Origin of the sequence: Variovorax monticola (assembly GCF_051216855.1) — a bacterium.
Classification (GTDB): Bacteria; Pseudomonadota; Gammaproteobacteria; order Burkholderiales; family Burkholderiaceae_C; genus Variovorax.
On the sequence record NZ_JBPJZP010000006.1, the window covers coordinates 494,321 to 508,722 of the forward strand.

Below are 14,402 nucleotides of genomic sequence, written 5' to 3' on the forward strand. Positions count from 1 at the left end.
AGTTCGAAAATGTTGAAACGCACAATTTATTCGCTGGCCATCGTGGCCCTTATCGCCGGTTGCTCGTCGGGCACCAAGCTCAACGACACCCCGGTCACCGACCGCTCCGGCGCCGGCGCCGGCCAAGGTGGCCAGAGCACCGTGGCGCCTGTCAACATCGACCAGGCCGGCGGTACCGCGCAAGGTCCGGTCAATGTGGCTCGCATCATCTACTTCGACTACGACAGCTACACCGTCAAGCCCGACTTCCAGTCGGCCATCGACGGTCACGCGCGCTTCCTCAAGGCCAACCCGCAACGCCGCATCTCGATCGAAGGTCACACCGACGAACGCGGTGGCCGCGAGTACAACCTGGCACTCGGCCAGAAGCGCTCGGAAGCCGTGCGTCGCGCGCTCACCCTGCTGGGCGTGAGCGACAGCCAGATCGAAGCAGTGAGCTTCGGCAAGGAAAAGCCGGCCGCCACGGGCTCGGGTGAAGAAGTCTGGGCGCAAAACCGCCGCGCCGAAATCACGTACCGCCGGTGATGCATCGCGCTGTGTTGCGAGGCGCAGCGCTGGCTGCGGCCTTGCTTTGCGCCTCGGTCGGTTCCCAGGCCGCGCTGTTCGAGGACGACGAGGCCCGCAAGGCCATCCTCGACCTTCGGCAGCGCGTCGAGGCCGTGCGCCAGCAGACCGACCAGCGGTTGACCGACGAAAACGGCCAGCTGCGGCGCAGCCTGCTCGACCTGCAGAACCAGATCGAGCAGATGCGCGGCGACCTGGCACGCATGACCGGCCAGAACGAACAGCTCACACGCACGCTCAGCGACATGCAATCGCGCCAGACCTCGCTGGACGACAAGATCAAGCAGAGCGAGCCGTCGAAGGTGTCCGTTGACGGGCGCGAGTTCAACGCCGACCCCAAGGAAAAGGCCGACTTCGAAGCCGCCCTCGGCGTGTTTCGCGCGGGCCAGTTCGCACAGGCGCAAACTGCCTTCGCCGAATTCGTCAAGCGCTATCCGCAAAGCGGCTACAACGCCTCGGCGTTGTTCTGGCTGGGCAATGCGCAGTACGCCACGCGCAACTACAACGAAGCCATTGCGAACTTCCGTTCCATGCTGTCGCTCGCACCCGACCACGCCAAGGCCCCCGAGGCCGTGCTGTCGATCGCGAACTGCCAGATCGAGCTGAAGGACACGCGCGCCGCACGCCGCACGCTGGAAGACCTGACCAAGGCCTACCCGCAGTCCGAAGCCGCGCAGGCCGGACGCGAGCGCCTCTCCCGCCTGCGCTGATGCCAGCGGACCTCGCTTGAGCGCCATCATCGCTGCCGATCTCGCTCATCCTGTCGCCGCGGCTGTCCTCACCGACACCGCGGCGCCTGACTTTTCGCGCCGCTTCGGCGGCCTCGAGCGCTTGTACGGCGTCGCGGGTGCCGCGCGCATCCGCCATGCGCACGTGCTGGTCGTCGGCATTGGCGGCGTGGGGTCGTGGGCGGTCGAGGCGCTGGCTCGCAGCGGGGTGGGGCGCTTGACGATGATCGATCTGGACCACGTGTCGGAGTCGAACATCAACCGCCAGATCCACGCGCTCGGATCGACGGTGGGCCAGGCCAAGGTCGAAGCGATGCGCGAGCGCATTGCGCAGATCAACCCCGACTGCAAGGTGCATGCGATCGACGAGTTCGTCGAGCCCGGCAACTGGACCATGCTGCTCGATGCGGCGCAGGCTGCGAACGGGCCGGCGACGGCCGTCATCGACGCCTGTGACCAGGTGAAGGCCAAGCTGGCCATGGCCGCATGGGCGCGCTCGTCGCGTGCTGCGTTCATCACGGTCGGCGCTGCGGGCGGCAAACGGCAGGCGCACAAGGTCGACATCGACGACCTGTCGCTCGTCACGCACGACCCGCTGCTGGCGCAACTTCGCCAACGCCTGCGCAAGGAGCACGGTGCTCCGCGCGAGGGCAAGAAGATCGGCGTGGCCTGCGTCTTCAGCCGCGAAAGCGTGGCGCCGCCCGATGCGTCGTGTGCCATCGAAGGCGACGGTTCGCTCAACTGCCACGGCTACGGATCGGTGGTCAGCGTGACCGCGACTTTCGGTCAATGCGCGGCGGGTTGGGTGCTTGACCGAATCGCGTCGAACGTCGCGCTATAATCTTAGGCTTTGCCGGATTCAACGTCGGCAAGAAGCAAAAAAATGGTTCCGGGACGTTAGCTCAGTTGGTAGAGCAGCGGACTTTTAATCCGTTGGTCACTGGTTCGAATCCAGTACGTCCTACCACTCGGGAACCAAGGCAGATTTGATGCTCAACAAAACCCACATGGTTGGGAGAATTTGACTCAAGTCATCCGGCCTTTCGGTTGCCTATCTGGCGTACAGCTTTTCTCAGCTCGCCCTGCGCAAGGTGCGCATACCGAGCGGTGCTCACTTGGCTCTTGTGCCCAAGGACGCCGCCGACCGTGAACAGCGACACCCCCGCATTGATCATCTCCGACGCCGCAGAGTGCCGCAAATCGTGCAACCGTGCGTGCCCCAGCCCGCTGGTCTTGAGAGCCTTCTTGAGCTGCTTGCTGACTGTCCACTTGGTCACCTGAGGCGGCCAGTGACGGCGCACCAGATGCTCGATCTTGCTGTGCACCGGAACCATGCGCGGCAGCCCGTTCTTCGTGTCCGGGATCGACAGGGCCAGACCTAAATGCGTTTCGGCAGGGACCGCGGACAGCACCTCACTGATCCGCCACCCGGTGTAGAAGGCTACACGCGCCGCATCGCGGGACCAAGACAGCCCCATGGTCCGGAACACCCGCACGGCCTGCTCGCGGCTCAAGTAGACGTGCCTGGCGTTGTTGGCTGCCGGCAGAATCATTCGCTCCGCAGGGTCGTGCTGCCCCATTTTCTTGCGCTTCCAGGCCCAACGGCATGCCGCCCTCAGGTAGGCCAAGCGATTCCTGATTGTCGCCGGCTTGAGGGCGTTCCCGTTCTCGCCCAAGGCTTTGTCGATGTAGCTTTCAGCGACTTCCGCCAGTTCTGACATGGGGCGGCCTGCATAGAATGGCTGCAGGATCTCCAGCGCCCCCGCGATGTCGTCGTGGTTTTTGAGGTTGACGGCGTGCTCCTTGAGGTACAGCAGAACGGCTTCTTCGATCAGGTGCCGCTCGTTGTCGACACCAGTTGCAAGCGCGTAGAGACGGCCTGTTTCTCGCTGGTCGTATGCCTGTGCCTTGGCTTTCGTCCAGTCTTTCGGAAGTAGGCGGTTAGCGCGCTGGCGGCCGGCTCCGGGGATGACGCGGTCAAACTGGAAAAGCCAGCAGCCTGTGTGGTGGCGGGTGATCGGCATAGGTTCTTGTATTCTTCAATGTCAGCGGGGTCGAATCGTATAGCGCCGCTCCCGAGGCCCAGACGGTGACAGGCCAAGCGCCCGGCCTTGGCGATGGCGTAGACGGTTCTGGCAGAGATGCCGAGGCGCCGGCCAACTTCGGCGGCGGTCAGAAGGTCGCTCATCCCCCATCCCCTCCATCCCGCCCGAGAGCGGCAGCAGCGCGGAAGTCGGTCAGCGGTGTGCTGTAGCCGAGCATGAGCGGGTGCTTCGGGTCGCCGCTCGCCGTCAAGCCGAAATGCTTCACCGGCTTGCCACTACCAAGCAGCAGCGCCAGCACGGTGTCGAAGTCTTTGCCGAGGTGCTTCGCTTTGCTGCGATTCCCCCAGCACGGCACCAGAATGTCGGCGTCTCGAACGATGGCGTCGAGGTGCTGCATCTGATCGTGCAATGCGCCGATGGTCATTCTGTTCGCGGCCAGTTCGCGCACATCGGTGGCGCGGAAGGGATTGACGTTGCCGACGATGAAGCGACTACCGCCCCACGTCTTTACGAAGCCGGTCCATTTGCGCACCGTGGCGTCATCGATGCTGGCATCGGCTGTGCTCGGGTTGACGCCGAAGAAGGCGTAGACCGGCCCTTCCATGCCGACAGTGCGCTCAAGGCGATAGCGGTACTTGCCGCATGAGCTGATGATCGCGCTCATGTCTGCTCACCTCCGGCCTGTGCCCTGATTGCCGCGGCACGTAGATTGGCCAGAAGGCGCTTTGCGAGGCGCGCATGCACCTTTACCAGCCGCTCGTCTCCGCTCCAGTGATAGCCGTGGTCGTAACTCATGCCGCCGATGGCGTCGTATTCGGGCTTCTCAGTCGGGTACTTGCGAGCCAGCATGGCTGCCGCCTCGGCTTTTGCTGCCGCGCGTGCAGTCAAGTAGGTGCGACCCCTTGTAGGCGCTCGGAACACCAGTCGCTGCATGGGTTGAATCGTGCTCATCACGCACCCCCTCTGCATGCCGCGGCACAAGCATCGGCTGCTTGTTCGGCCTGCGTGTTGTGCATCGCTTGCTCGGATGCGGCGATGGCGTCGCACAGCACTGCGCAGCGCTCGGCAGCGGCTTGGTAAAAGCCCCATGCAAAGTGCGTATGGCTCGACCAATAGCGACCATCGGGCTTTTTCAGCTCCACCTCCAAGCCTTTGCTTTTTGCCAGCGCCTCGAATTCTTCTCGCAGCGTGGTCATGAGGTTCCTTTCGGCTGAGGGTCAAGTTGACGGTAGCGCACTTCGATGGGGTCCACTGCGCCGAGGCTTCGCGCCATGTCTTGCGCGGCGGCCCACGTACTCGCGTTATCGGTGTAGCCGTACCGGTAATTGAAGATGCAGTAATCGAATGACGGCATGCCCTCGTGTTGGACGACTACGATGCGTTGGCCGAAGATCGTGTTCTCGATCCAGATCTTTGTCGGCAAGATCGACACTTTGATGGGCTCCGATGCCAACGGCTCGGGCGTTTCGTTTCGTTGGTAGGTCACGATTGCCCGCCCTCCCCAGTAGCTGAGACGGCGGCGTCGAGCATTCCATCGCGCGGGCAGTCAGGGCATTGCCGACCGTACTTCGCATACGGGCAGTGGGCATCACCGCTTTGCTGCTTCTGCTCGCATCGAGCTTCGCAGTCGGCGTTGTGGTCGCGGATGACGGACCTCAGCTTGATGATCGTCTCGCTGAGCTGGTGCGCCTCCAGTTCACGCGCTTCGTATTGGGCCCTCAGCGCCTGAATCTCGGCATCCTTTGCAGCGCCCCAAGCCAAGATGCTGCGCTTCTCCGCCTCGGTCCAGGTGTGGCTGTGCGGCTCTGGGTGCGGGGGGAGAGCGGCAGTACGCAAGGATTCCTTGTCTACTGCCGTCGCGTCGGAAACCTTGCACAGCGGATGAAACACCGGCGTGTGATCCTCATCGCCATAGTCGCCGCGCTCGTCTTCGAAGCAAAGGCCTGGCTTGTCGTCGCGCAGGCCGGTGACGAGGTACGCCACCACCTTGGGCGCCTCTGCCATCCCATGCAGGAAGGCATCAGGGATCGATGCGGAGGGGAGTGCGGGGGTGTTGGTCATGCAGACTCCCTGGGTGCGGTGCGGATGATCTCGTAGAGGCTGAAGAAGCGTGTGCGCTCAGCACCGACCGGGAGTGCACCGGCAAGCGCGTAGGCCGCCTTCTCGCACGCGCGGTGCTTCTCCCAGAACTCGGCCTTGAGCTGGTCGATGTTTTCTTGATCAAACATCACAGTGCCTCCCCGTCCGTCGCCGAGCCCTTGATCGCCCCCTCGGTCATCTCGGTGGAGTTGCCTTGAAGGGCGGCACGGATGGGGCTGTCGGCCTTGCCCGTGGTCTTGATGGCCCGCACGCCGTTCGTGGGCACGTCGGCGGGGCGCCAAACGTACTTGCAGCCGCCGCAGAGATGCGAGCGGTGCGGCGGGTTCGTCCAGGAAACATCCTGGGCGATGCATCCGCGTTCGACTTGATCTGCACAAGAGCACTGGGGCCATGCGCATTCCCGCGCGCTGACCTGGTCGTGAAGCCCGTCGACGTAGAGGCCATTGCCGAGGCCGTGGTGCGTCGCAAGCCCGGTCCGAAGCCCAAGGCGCAGTAATGGCCACGACAAGCGCGCTCGACCTGATCAAGCTGTCGCTGAAGAAGGCGCGAGTTCTCGGCACTGGTGACATCCTGTCCGATGAGGACGCTCAGGACTCGCTGGACACGCTGAACCTCATGCTTGACTCGTGGTCTCTGGACCGCTTGTTCATCTACGTGGAGACGCTGCAGCAAGTGCAGTTGACGGGGGCGCTGTCGTACACCGTGGGCACTGGTGGAGATTTCACCTTTGCCCGCCCGAATGAGCTCGTCTCGGCCTATGCACAGATCAATGGGGTCTCTTACCCGATGGAGATTCTGCAAAGCGGGCAGCAGTACGACAACATCCGGTTGAAGGGTCTCGCCCAAGCGTGGCCGTGCTGCGTCTGGTACGAGAAGACCTACCCGCTCGCCACGCTGCACTTCTACCCACTGGGCGCGTCGACTTGCTTCCTGCGCTTCACGACCGCACTGCAGCAGTTCGCCACGCTCAACACTGCAGTAGCGCTGCCGTCTGGCTACAAGAAAGCCATTGTTGATTCTCTGGCCGTAGAGCTCGCGCAGGCGAACAACACCGAGATTTCCCCGCTGGTCGTGCAGTCGGCTACGAACGCCATCGCACGTCTGAAGCGCCTCAACAGTCAGCCGGCGACCCGCAGTCTCGAAGTTACCGCGATGTCGTCGGGCTTCCACTCCGGCAGTGGGCAATACAACATTTTGAGCGATGGCTACTAGGCTTAGCCCCGCTCCATTGTTCGGTCTTGGCAATGTAGGGAAGTCCGTCAACGTCGATGCCCAGAAGCGGACGAACCTGTACGTAGAGATTCAGCAGGACTCTGAGAAGAGCACCTTGGCGCTGTTTCCGACGCCCGGCCTCTTGGCGTTCGTGAACTTCGGTGCTTACCCATCGCGCTGCATTTACAGGAAGGACAACTTCCTCTATGTGGTGAACCGCTCCACGCTTTGGCAGGTGTCGAACGATGGGACGATGACAAATCGGGGCACGTTGTTGACCTCGGCGGGCCGAGTGGACATCTCCGACAACGGGACTCAGATCATCGTGGTGGATGGGCCTAACGGCTACATTTACAACACGCTGACGACCGTTTTCAGCCAGATCACAGTGCCGGGCTTCCCTGGCGCATCGACAGTCACGTTTCTGAATGGCTACTTCGTCGTCACCAAGCCGGATTCAGGTCAGTTCTACTGCTCGACGCTGTATGACGGCCTCGCTTGGAGCGCGCTGGACTTTGCGACGGCGGAATCCAACCCTGACAACCTCGTTCGACTGATCGCCGACAACGGGCAGCTCGTTCTGTTCGGGCCCGAGACGACGGAGTTCTGGGGCGATTCAGGTGCGCTCGATTTCCCATTCGCACGGGTCGGAGCCGCGGCGATTGAGTGGGGCCTTGCGGCACGCTGGTCGCTCGCAAAGTTCATGGATTCGCTGATCTTCCTACGGCGCAACAGGCTGGGCGCAGTGCAGGTTTGCACTTTGTCCGGATACAACGCCGTCGCTGTGTCCACGCCAGAGCTCGACTATGTGTTTTCGAAGTACCCGGCAACAGAGAACGCGACCGGCTTCAGCTACATGGTGAGCGGGCACCCGTTCTATCAGATCAACTTCCCTTCAGGCGGTGAGTCGTGGCTCTATGACGGGCTCACCAAAGCCTGGAGCAAGGTGGAATCGTCGGGCGGCCGTCACCGTGGCGAGATGCAGCAGAACTTTCTTGATCGTTCGTATGTGACCGACTGGGAGACCGGCAAGCTGTACTACTTTCAAGATGGGCTCTATTCGGACGATGGTCAGCAGATCGCCCGAGAGCTCATCACGCGCCACCAATCGAACGGGGACTGGGCTTGCGTCGATGAACTGTGGCTTGAGATGGAGTCCGGCACCGGCACGCTGCTTGGTCAGGGCGCGGACCCGAAGATCATGATGAGCGTGTCCAAGGACGGCGGCCACACCTGGGGCAATGAAATTTGGGTGCCGATGGGCAAGCAGGGCGAGTACCGCCGCCGCGCTGTATGGCGCAAGCTGGGCCGCGCTCGTGACTGGCTGTTCAAGTTCCGCATCACCGATCCAGTCAAGACCGTCTTCGTCGCTGCTTGGGGAAGGCTTGGGCGGTAATGGCAACGAGCAACAACTACGACTACCCGACAGACACGCCGGTGGTGGATGACGAGGGGATGCTGACCGCCCCTTGGGGCCAGTGGGTAAGCCGCACGCAACGTGCCGCCGTGTCGGTGCAGCAGTCCGGCCCCACGGTCGACCGACCGACCACGGTGTTGTGGCTTGGCCGCTTCTACTTCGATACGACATTGAACAAGCCAATTTGGGTCAAGCAGGTAAAGCCTGCAATCCTTTGGTGCGACGCTACGGGAGCGACATCTTGAAGAACTTCCATCGCCTTGCTGTGGGCATCAACACCGGGCCGTTGCTCGCCAAGATCGCCCGCAACCGGGATTGGTGGCACGACGACACCTATCTGCGCACTTTTCATCAGGGGCCGTTCGGCGAGACCGACAGCATCATCCTGCGCTTTCCGCCGCGCGCAGTGCCAAAGACCGAGGAAGAGCGTCAGGAGCTGATTCGCACGGTCGACCAGCACGAATGCATCGATCTGCTGGTGTTCGACAAGCTGCCCGAGGCCCGCGACCTCGTGATGAACCTGTTTTCCTATGTGCGCGGCACTCGGCTTGGCCGCGTGATGATCAACCGAATCCAGCCTGGTGGGCGCATTTACAAGCATGCGGACACGCTTGAGCATGCGAACTACTGGGAGCGTCACCACATCTGCCTGCAGAGCGCGCCCGGCGTCGTGTTCTCGGCTGGCGACGAGCAGGTCTGCATGGCTCCCGGCGAGGCATGGTGGTTCGACAATGGCAAGGGTGGGCCCGACGACGACAGGCCAGCCCATGAAGTGATCAACAACAGCCCTGTGGAGCGTATCCACATGGTCATCGACATAAGGATCTGATCATGGGCGCGTTCATTGCGGGCGGGATGGGGCCAGGAGTCGCGGCTTTCATGCTGGAGGCGCCAGCATCTTCAAAGCCGAAAACTGGCGTGGCTATCACTTACGCTGTGGAGAACTGGTTTGACGTGAAGGACCAGATGGCCCACCTGTGGCCACTGCATTGGGCCGAGGTGGCGGTGAATCGGGATCAGATCAAACTGGACCCTGATTTCGACACTTATGCAGCCTTTGCCAATGCCGGAATGCTGCACATCGTCGTGGCACGCAAAGAAGGCGAGGTGATCGGCTATCACTTCAGCATCGTGAGGCCGCACCTGCACTATCGCCAGAGCCTGAGCGCCTTCACAGACATCTATTACATCGCACCCCAGTACCGGACTGGGCGCACGCCTCTGCGGCTATTTGAGTTTGTCGAAAAGACGCTCAAGGCCAGGGGTGTTCAAAAGATGTTCACCGGGACAAAGCTTTCTCTCGACGCCGGACCGCTCTTTGAGCACATGGGCTGGACCGAGACGGAACGCCTCTACATCAAAGTTCTGGGAGAGTAAGCCATGGTCGCAGCAATCGGAGCCGTCGCTGGGGTGGCTGGCGCAGCTATTTCCGCAAATGGCGCGCAAAGCGCGGCTGACACTCAGTCCGCTGCAGGACAACAGTCGGCGCAAATGCAAGCGATGGCCGCTGCACAACAACGCGCCGATCTCGCGCCCTGGACGCAAGCGGGGGGCGCAGCGCAATCGAAGCTGAATCAATACCTCGGCATTGGTGGTGTTGGCTCCAGCGGCGTCACTTCGATGGGCTTGGCTACGGGGCTGACCCCAGCGCAGGTTCGCGAGCAGCTTCTGAGCCGCTATACCAAACAGCCCAATGCTGGAAGCTCGAACCCGCAGCAGGCCGCAGCAGGAGAAGATGACATCTCATCTCTCTGGACCTCGGGCAACAGGTCAAATCCTGGCATGGACGGCTATCGTCTCTATGACAACGCCTCCCAACAGAGCGGGGGCGGCTCGGGCATTGACGAAGAAGGCTTGAATGCCGCGATCCAGAAGTACTACGACGAGCAGGACGCTCAGAACAAGGCGTTGCAGTCGGACCCGACCTACGGCTCTCTCCTCACCCCGTTCCACAATGGCGCAGAGTTCGACCCGGGCCCAGCGTTCTCTTTCACGGGGCAGGATCTCAAGAACGACCCAGGCTATCAGTTCGGCCTCGATCAAGGCACGCTAGGCATTGACCGCGGGCAAGCCGCACGAGGCAACTACCTTTCCGGTGCGGCCATGAAGGAGCTAACCCGGTTCAATGAGGACTATGCGGGCACGAAGTTCAACGAAGGCTTCAATCGTGCGAGCTCGACCTACAACACGAACCTGACGGCCAAGCAAAACGCCTGGAACACCAACCTCAACGCCTACGACAACAACCGCAGCCGCATCTACAGTTTCTTGACCGGCGTGTCGACGCTCGGCCAGAACTCGGCAGCGCAGGTGGGCACAGGCAATCAGCAGGCGGCGAACAACTCCGGGAATGCATTAATGCAGGGGGCAAATGCGCAATCTGCAGGGCAAGTGGCAAGCGGCAATGCACTGCAGTCTGGCATCAATGGCGCCGTGAACACCTACAACTGGAACAACATGCTGTCAAAGGGCGGCGGTTACAGCGGGTCTAACGGCTACAGCGGAAACAGCGACCCGCTCGGCAACATGATCAATGCAAACAACGGTTGGAACTCTCAGGTCTGATATGCCACTTGATCCAAACATCATCCTGCAGGCCGGGCGCGGCGTTACACCGCTGCAAGACCCGTCCGAAATGCAAGCGAAATTGCAGCAGTCCCAGCTTGGGGCGCTGCAGCTTCAGCAGGCACAGCGCGGCATGGCCGATGACCAGGCTTACCGCCAAGTGCTGCAATCTGGGGTGCAGGGCGCAGATCAGATTGCAGCACTGCAAAAGGCAGGTCTTGGCAAGCAGTCGATGGATGCTGCCAAGTTTCAGACCGAGCAACAGAAGGCGCAAGCAGAGCGAGGCAAGCTGGTCGCTGAAGGCATGAAGAACGGCGCGGGGATGATCTTGGCCAACCCCACCGAAGAGAACGCCATCGAAACGCTTTCGATGGCCCAGCAGCAATATGGGCTTCCGCCGCAGATGGTGGACAGCGCCAAGGCGCAGATCTATGGCGCCCGCAACGACCCGAACAAGTTGCGGCAGCTCGCGCAGGGCTGGGGCGGTGATGCAGAGAAGGTACTGGGCAAGTTCACGACCGAAAACCTCGGTGGGACGCTGCAGACGCAGCGCACCAACCCGGCTACCGGGCAAACGGACATTGCTGGTATTCAGGCACGAACGCAATCTCCTGACAGCATGGCCAGCGTTGCTCAGTCGGCAGCCAATGCGCAAATGACCGATGCACGGGCTCGGGAGCAGAACCAGATCCGCCAGCAACAAGGGCGCATTCCTTCCGGCTACGAGCCTGATCCTGCCAACCCCGGCCAACTGCGCTTCATCGTCGGCGGTCCTGCTGACCCGAACACGAAGCCAGCGGGGGGCAAGCCGCTGAACGACACGCAGGCAAAGGCGCTGCAGTTCGGCACCCGCATGCAGGTCTCTGCGGAGATTCTGGACAAGCTGTCGAACGAGGGTGTCAACAGCTCCGTCCCTGGCTCGCGCCTCCCAGTCGTTGGCGGCGTCATTAGCGCATTGCAGCCTGAAGAGCGCCAACAGCTCGACCAAGCCAAGCGCGACTACATCAACGCGGTTCTTCGCCGAGAGTCTGGCGCAGCCATCTCCGCAAGTGAGTTCGACAATGCCGAGAAGCAGTATTTCCCGCAGCCCGGTGACAAGCCGGAGACGATCAAGCAGAAGAAAGCCAATCGAGACCTGGCTACCCGCGGCATCTTGGCAGAAGTTCCCGACGCAGAGAACCGTGTGTCACAGGTGCGCGGCAACCCGGCGCCAGTTTCGCCAGCCGCAGGCCTGAAGTCGAAGCAACCCCCCAGCAAGACGATCAATATCGGTGGCAATGAGATGCGCGCCGAGCGAGCGCCTGACGGGAAATACTACGTCCAGCAAAACGGCAAATGGTTTGAGGTGAAAGAGTAATGGCCGAACTAGTCTCTGTTGGATTCGACCCCTTCAAGAAGTCCACCACGCCTGACGATTTTTCCGCGCGCTACGGTGCCGCCGCGGAGAAAGCTGCAAAGGCGCTGGGCGTCGATCCGAAGGTAGTGCTCGGGCAGTGGGGTCTTGAGACCGGCTGGGGAAAGTCAGTAATTCCCGGCACGAACAACCTGGGCAACATCAAGGACTTCGGCGGTGGTGGTGTCGGCGCAACCGACAACATGACTGGCAGCCGGGACAAGTACCGCGCATATGAGACGCCGGACCACTTTGTTGACGACTACGTCAGCCTGATCCAGCGCAAGTACCCTAGCGCAGTGAACGCCAAGACGCCCGAGGACTTCGCCAAGGCGCTCAAGAGCGGTGGCTATGCCGAAGACCCTGGCTACGTCGCCAAGGTCACGACCGCGGCCAAGATGACGCCTGCCAAGGCCGCCGCGGGCCCGACGCTTGCGCCCGTGGACTTCGACCCCTTTGCATCTGCTGCCGGGCCGACTCCCCCAGCACAGGAAGCGCCGCAACCTAGTGGGGCTGCATTCGTCTACCCGAAGGCCAAGCGCGATGCAAAGAACAACACGCCCAACGCCCTGGACGCCATCGCAATGGGTGTTGCCCGCGGCGTCAAAGATCCGATCGATACTGGCGCTGAACTGCTCGCCTCTGGATACGACAAGCTGACCGGCAATGGGCCGAATGTGTCCGGCCTGGTGACTGGTCAGCAGGGGGAGGGCGCCCGAGTCCGCGCGATGAACCAGCAAGGCAAACAGGACTTCGCGGACGAGTACGGCGGCAGCAGCCTTGCAAGCGCCGGGCGTGTCGGCGGGAACATCCTCGCTACGCTGCCTGTCGGTCCTGCACTGGGCGCTGGCGCCAAGGTCATGGGGATGGAGCGCCTTGGCAATGCATTGGCATCTGGCGGCATGACGGCGGCTCAAAAGGTCGCGCCTGGCCTTGTCAACGGCGCGGCCGACCTCGGCATCCGAAGCCTTGGCGGAGCCATCACTGGCGGCATCACCGCCGGGGCTATTGATCCGAACTCAGCCGGTCTCGGTGCCGCTGTAGGTGGAGCTCTGCCAATCGTCGGCAAGGCCGCTACGGTGGCCGGTAACGCGCTTGGTTCTGCTGTGCGCCCCTTCTATGCTGCTGGGCAGCAGCGCATTGCAGGCGATGTTCTGCGCAACACCGCTACCAACCCGACCAATGCGCTTTCGCAGCTGCGTGGATCTGCCCCGGTTGTTCCGGGGTCGATGCCAACCACGGCCATGGCTGCAGGGGACGAGGGCCTTGCTGCACTTAGCCGAACGATGCAGAACTCCACCCCCGAATACGCATCGGCGCTCGCTGCACGTCAGACGGCGCAGAATCAAGCGAGGTCGTCGGCCATTGAGGGGATTGCGGGGAACACGGGCAAACTGGATCTTGCCAAGCAAGCCCGGAATGCATTGACGGGGCCGATGCGGGAAGAGGCTCTGAACGCTGCAGGGAAAGTGCCATCGCAGGGAATCATTCAGCAGATTGACGGGCTGATCGCTGATCCGAACAACGCAGGGCAACTTTCCCAGCAGGCCCTGAACCAGTTCAAGTCTCGCATCGAGAACTTCACGCAGGATGGCGCCATCGACGCTCGGGCTCTGTACGCCATCCGCAAGGACATCAACGATGTGTTGGGCGGAAAGCTGCAGGGCGAAGCTGGCAATCTGAAATACGCGGCCTCCCAGCTCTCTGGGGTGAAGGGCTTCATTGACGATGCCATCGATCAAGCATCCAAGGCGATGCCAGCCAACGCCATCGGCCCGACTACACGAGGTGCGCCGAACTGGAAGGGCTACCTGCAGAAGTACGCGGACGAGAGCGTGCCGATCAACCAGATGGAGAAGTTGGAAGACATCCTGAAAAGCATCCAGACGGGGTCTGTGGACTCGCAGGGCGGCGCGATCATTTCGGGCGCGAAGCTGAACAACGTCTTGAAGAACAAGGGCGCCGATTTGGCAAAAGATCTCAGCCCCGCACAGCTTCAGGTGCTGCGCAACATTCAAGCAGACTTGAACGCAGGCCAAATCGCCAACAACGTCGGGCGCGCGGTCGGCTCAAACACGGTTCAAAACTTGGCGCAAAACCAATTGCTTCAGGGGGCACTAGGCGGGACTCTTGGCGGGTCTACTGCGGCCACATCGACCTTGGGTCGCGTGCTGCAACTGCCCTACGGTACGGCCAATAAGCAGATCCAGGAAAGATTGAGCAATGCCCTGCTTGACCCACAAGAGGCAGCAAGGCTGCTTTCAGGGCCACAAACTAGTGCGTTGCGCAATGCGTTGAGTCAGGGGGCCAGAACCATAGGCTACCGCGCCGCGCCCGCTCTTAGCGTCCGTTGAGCGCTTTCCAGAAGGCAACGACGA

At 61.9% G+C, this 14,402-nt stretch carries 19 protein-coding genes, 1 tRNA gene and 1 pseudogene; 12 read left to right on the plus strand and 9 right to left on the minus strand.

Features of this window, described 5'->3' with window-relative positions; genetic code table 11:
• Positions 1-9: 9 nt before the first annotated feature.
• From pal to ACSFA5_RS23425, 4 genes are all read left to right on the plus strand, one after another.
• Complete coding sequence (gene pal, locus ACSFA5_RS23410; protein ID WP_435446427.1) at positions 10-525, plus strand: peptidoglycan-associated lipoprotein Pal; 516 nt, start codon at positions 10-12, stop codon at positions 523-525.
• The gene (gene ybgF / locus ACSFA5_RS23415) at positions 525-1,274 is read left to right on the plus strand and encodes a tol-pal system protein YbgF (protein ID WP_435446572.1); all 750 of its coding nucleotides are present in this window, start codon (positions 525-527) and stop codon (positions 1,272-1,274) included. Before pal ends, ybgF begins: the two co-directional genes overlap by 1 nt.
• A 16-nt stretch (positions 1,275-1,290) precedes the next feature.
• Positions 1,291-2,133: a tRNA threonylcarbamoyladenosine dehydratase gene (locus ACSFA5_RS23420; RefSeq protein WP_435446428.1), complete on the plus strand. Its 843-nt coding sequence runs from the start codon at positions 1,291-1,293 to the stop codon at positions 2,131-2,133.
• Positions 2,134-2,183: 50 nt separating this feature from the next.
• Positions 2,184-2,259, plus strand: a tRNA-Lys gene (locus ACSFA5_RS23425).
• Positions 2,260-2,323: 64 nt separating this feature from the next.
• Here ACSFA5_RS23425 and ACSFA5_RS23430 read toward each other — a convergent pair.
• From ACSFA5_RS23430 to ACSFA5_RS23470, 9 genes and pseudogenes are all read right to left on the minus strand, one after another.
• The gene (locus tag ACSFA5_RS23430) at positions 2,324-3,316 is read right to left on the minus strand and encodes a tyrosine-type recombinase/integrase (protein WP_435446429.1); all 993 of its coding nucleotides are present in this window, start codon (positions 3,314-3,316) and stop codon (positions 2,324-2,326) included.
• Positions 3,317-3,333: 17 nt separating this feature from the next.
• A pseudogene (locus tag ACSFA5_RS23435) lies at positions 3,334-3,480 on the minus strand (helix-turn-helix domain-containing protein); the annotation flags it as partial.
• Positions 3,477-4,001 carry a DUF1643 domain-containing protein gene (locus tag ACSFA5_RS23440; RefSeq protein WP_435446430.1) on the minus strand — a complete coding sequence of 175 codons (525 nt, stop codon included), beginning with the start codon at positions 3,999-4,001 and terminating at the stop codon, positions 3,477-3,479. The pseudogene ACSFA5_RS23435 and the gene ACSFA5_RS23440, both read right to left, overlap by 4 nt.
• The gene (locus ACSFA5_RS23445) at positions 3,998-4,288 is read right to left on the minus strand and encodes a hypothetical protein (protein WP_435446431.1); all 291 of its coding nucleotides are present in this window, start codon (positions 4,286-4,288) and stop codon (positions 3,998-4,000) included. Before ACSFA5_RS23445 ends, ACSFA5_RS23440 begins: the two co-directional genes overlap by 4 nt.
• The gene (locus ACSFA5_RS23450; protein WP_435446432.1) at positions 4,288-4,533 is read right to left on the minus strand and encodes a phiTE_015 family protein; all 246 of its coding nucleotides are present in this window, start codon (positions 4,531-4,533) and stop codon (positions 4,288-4,290) included. The genes ACSFA5_RS23445 and ACSFA5_RS23450 overlap by 1 nt, the downstream gene beginning before the upstream one ends.
• Complete coding sequence (locus ACSFA5_RS23455) at positions 4,530-4,823, minus strand: hypothetical protein (protein ID WP_435446433.1); 294 nt, start codon at positions 4,821-4,823, stop codon at positions 4,530-4,532. The genes ACSFA5_RS23450 and ACSFA5_RS23455 overlap by 4 nt, the downstream gene beginning before the upstream one ends.
• On the minus strand, positions 4,820-5,398 hold the full coding sequence (locus ACSFA5_RS23460; protein WP_435446434.1) for a TMF family protein: 579 nt from the start codon (positions 5,396-5,398) through the stop codon (positions 4,820-4,822). The genes ACSFA5_RS23455 and ACSFA5_RS23460 overlap by 4 nt, the downstream gene beginning before the upstream one ends.
• Positions 5,395-5,565, minus strand: coding sequence for a hypothetical protein (locus ACSFA5_RS23465; RefSeq protein WP_435446435.1), 171 nt, complete (start codon positions 5,563-5,565; stop codon positions 5,395-5,397). The genes ACSFA5_RS23460 and ACSFA5_RS23465 overlap by 4 nt, the downstream gene beginning before the upstream one ends.
• Positions 5,565-5,702 carry a hypothetical protein gene (locus ACSFA5_RS23470; RefSeq protein ID WP_435446436.1) on the minus strand — a complete coding sequence of 46 codons (138 nt, stop codon included), beginning with the start codon at positions 5,700-5,702 and terminating at the stop codon, positions 5,565-5,567. Before ACSFA5_RS23470 ends, ACSFA5_RS23465 begins: the two co-directional genes overlap by 1 nt.
• Positions 5,703-5,932: 230 nt before the next feature.
• On the opposite strand from ACSFA5_RS23470, the gene ACSFA5_RS23475 reads away from it, so the two are divergent.
• The 8 genes from ACSFA5_RS23475 to ACSFA5_RS23510 all read left to right on the plus strand — a co-directional run bounded on the left by ACSFA5_RS23475 (position 5,933) and on the right by ACSFA5_RS23510 (position 14,378).
• Positions 5,933-6,649 (plus strand): hypothetical protein, encoded by a 717-nt coding sequence (locus ACSFA5_RS23475; RefSeq protein ID WP_435446437.1) that lies wholly within the window; start codon positions 5,933-5,935, stop codon positions 6,647-6,649.
• Positions 6,650-6,764: 115 nt separating this feature from the next.
• Positions 6,765-8,045 carry a hypothetical protein gene (locus ACSFA5_RS23480; protein ID WP_435446438.1) on the plus strand — a complete coding sequence of 427 codons (1,281 nt, stop codon included), beginning with the start codon at positions 6,765-6,767 and terminating at the stop codon, positions 8,043-8,045.
• Positions 8,045-8,311 (plus strand): hypothetical protein, encoded by a 267-nt coding sequence (locus tag ACSFA5_RS23485; protein WP_435446439.1) that lies wholly within the window; start codon positions 8,045-8,047, stop codon positions 8,309-8,311. The genes ACSFA5_RS23480 and ACSFA5_RS23485 overlap by 1 nt, the downstream gene beginning before the upstream one ends.
• A complete protein-coding gene (locus ACSFA5_RS23490; protein ID WP_435446440.1) occupies positions 8,308-8,895 on the plus strand; it encodes an aspartyl/asparaginyl beta-hydroxylase domain-containing protein in 588 nt (195 codons plus the stop codon). Before ACSFA5_RS23485 ends, ACSFA5_RS23490 begins: the two co-directional genes overlap by 4 nt.
• Before the next feature lie 2 nt (positions 8,896-8,897).
• Complete coding sequence (locus ACSFA5_RS23495) at positions 8,898-9,443, plus strand: GNAT family N-acetyltransferase (RefSeq protein WP_435446441.1); 546 nt, start codon at positions 8,898-8,900, stop codon at positions 9,441-9,443.
• A 3-nt stretch (positions 9,444-9,446) separates the two neighbouring features.
• A complete protein-coding gene (locus tag ACSFA5_RS23500; RefSeq protein WP_435446442.1) occupies positions 9,447-10,631 on the plus strand; it encodes a hypothetical protein in 1,185 nt (394 codons plus the stop codon).
• A gap of 1 nt (position 10,632) precedes the next feature.
• Positions 10,633-11,988, plus strand: coding sequence for a hypothetical protein (locus ACSFA5_RS23505; RefSeq protein ID WP_435446443.1), 1,356 nt, complete (start codon positions 10,633-10,635; stop codon positions 11,986-11,988).
• Entirely contained in the window at positions 11,988-14,378 is a 2,391-nt protein-coding gene (locus ACSFA5_RS23510; RefSeq protein ID WP_435446444.1) for a glucosaminidase domain-containing protein, read from the plus strand. The genes ACSFA5_RS23505 and ACSFA5_RS23510 overlap by 1 nt, the downstream gene beginning before the upstream one ends.
• Positions 14,379-14,402: the final 24 nt, after the last annotated feature.

Bases quoted from the DNA above. Each gene is read 5' to 3' on its own strand.
- pal (WP_435446427.1), top strand. From the start codon at position 10: ATGTTGAAACGCACAATTTATTCGCTGGCCATCGTGGCCCTTATCGCC.
- ybgF (WP_435446572.1), top strand. From the start codon at position 525: ATGCATCGCGCTGTGTTGCGAGGCGCAGCGCTGGCTGCGGCCTTGCTT.
- ACSFA5_RS23430 (WP_435446429.1), bottom strand. From the start codon at position 3,316: ATGCCGATCACCCGCCACCACACAGGCTGCTGGCTTTTCCAGTTTGAC.
- ACSFA5_RS23440 (WP_435446430.1), bottom strand. From the start codon at position 4,001: ATGAGCGCGATCATCAGCTCATGCGGCAAGTACCGCTATCGCCTTGAG.
- ACSFA5_RS23445 (WP_435446431.1), bottom strand. From the start codon at position 4,288: ATGAGCACGATTCAACCCATGCAGCGACTGGTGTTCCGAGCGCCTACA.
- ACSFA5_RS23450 (WP_435446432.1), bottom strand. From the start codon at position 4,533: ATGACCACGCTGCGAGAAGAATTCGAGGCGCTGGCAAAAAGCAAAGGC.
- ACSFA5_RS23460 (WP_435446434.1), bottom strand. From the start codon at position 5,398: ATGACCAACACCCCCGCACTCCCCTCCGCATCGATCCCTGATGCCTTC.
- ACSFA5_RS23465 (WP_435446435.1), bottom strand. From the start codon at position 5,565: ATGTTTGATCAAGAAAACATCGACCAGCTCAAGGCCGAGTTCTGGGAG.
- ACSFA5_RS23475 (WP_435446437.1), top strand. From the start codon at position 5,933: ATGGCCACGACAAGCGCGCTCGACCTGATCAAGCTGTCGCTGAAGAAG.
- ACSFA5_RS23485 (WP_435446439.1), top strand. From the start codon at position 8,045: ATGGCAACGAGCAACAACTACGACTACCCGACAGACACGCCGGTGGTG.
- ACSFA5_RS23495 (WP_435446441.1), top strand. From the start codon at position 8,898: ATGGGCGCGTTCATTGCGGGCGGGATGGGGCCAGGAGTCGCGGCTTTC.
- ACSFA5_RS23500 (WP_435446442.1), top strand. From the start codon at position 9,447: ATGGTCGCAGCAATCGGAGCCGTCGCTGGGGTGGCTGGCGCAGCTATT.
- ACSFA5_RS23505 (WP_435446443.1), top strand. From the start codon at position 10,633: ATGCCACTTGATCCAAACATCATCCTGCAGGCCGGGCGCGGCGTTACA.
- ACSFA5_RS23510 (WP_435446444.1), top strand. From the start codon at position 11,988: ATGGCCGAACTAGTCTCTGTTGGATTCGACCCCTTCAAGAAGTCCACC.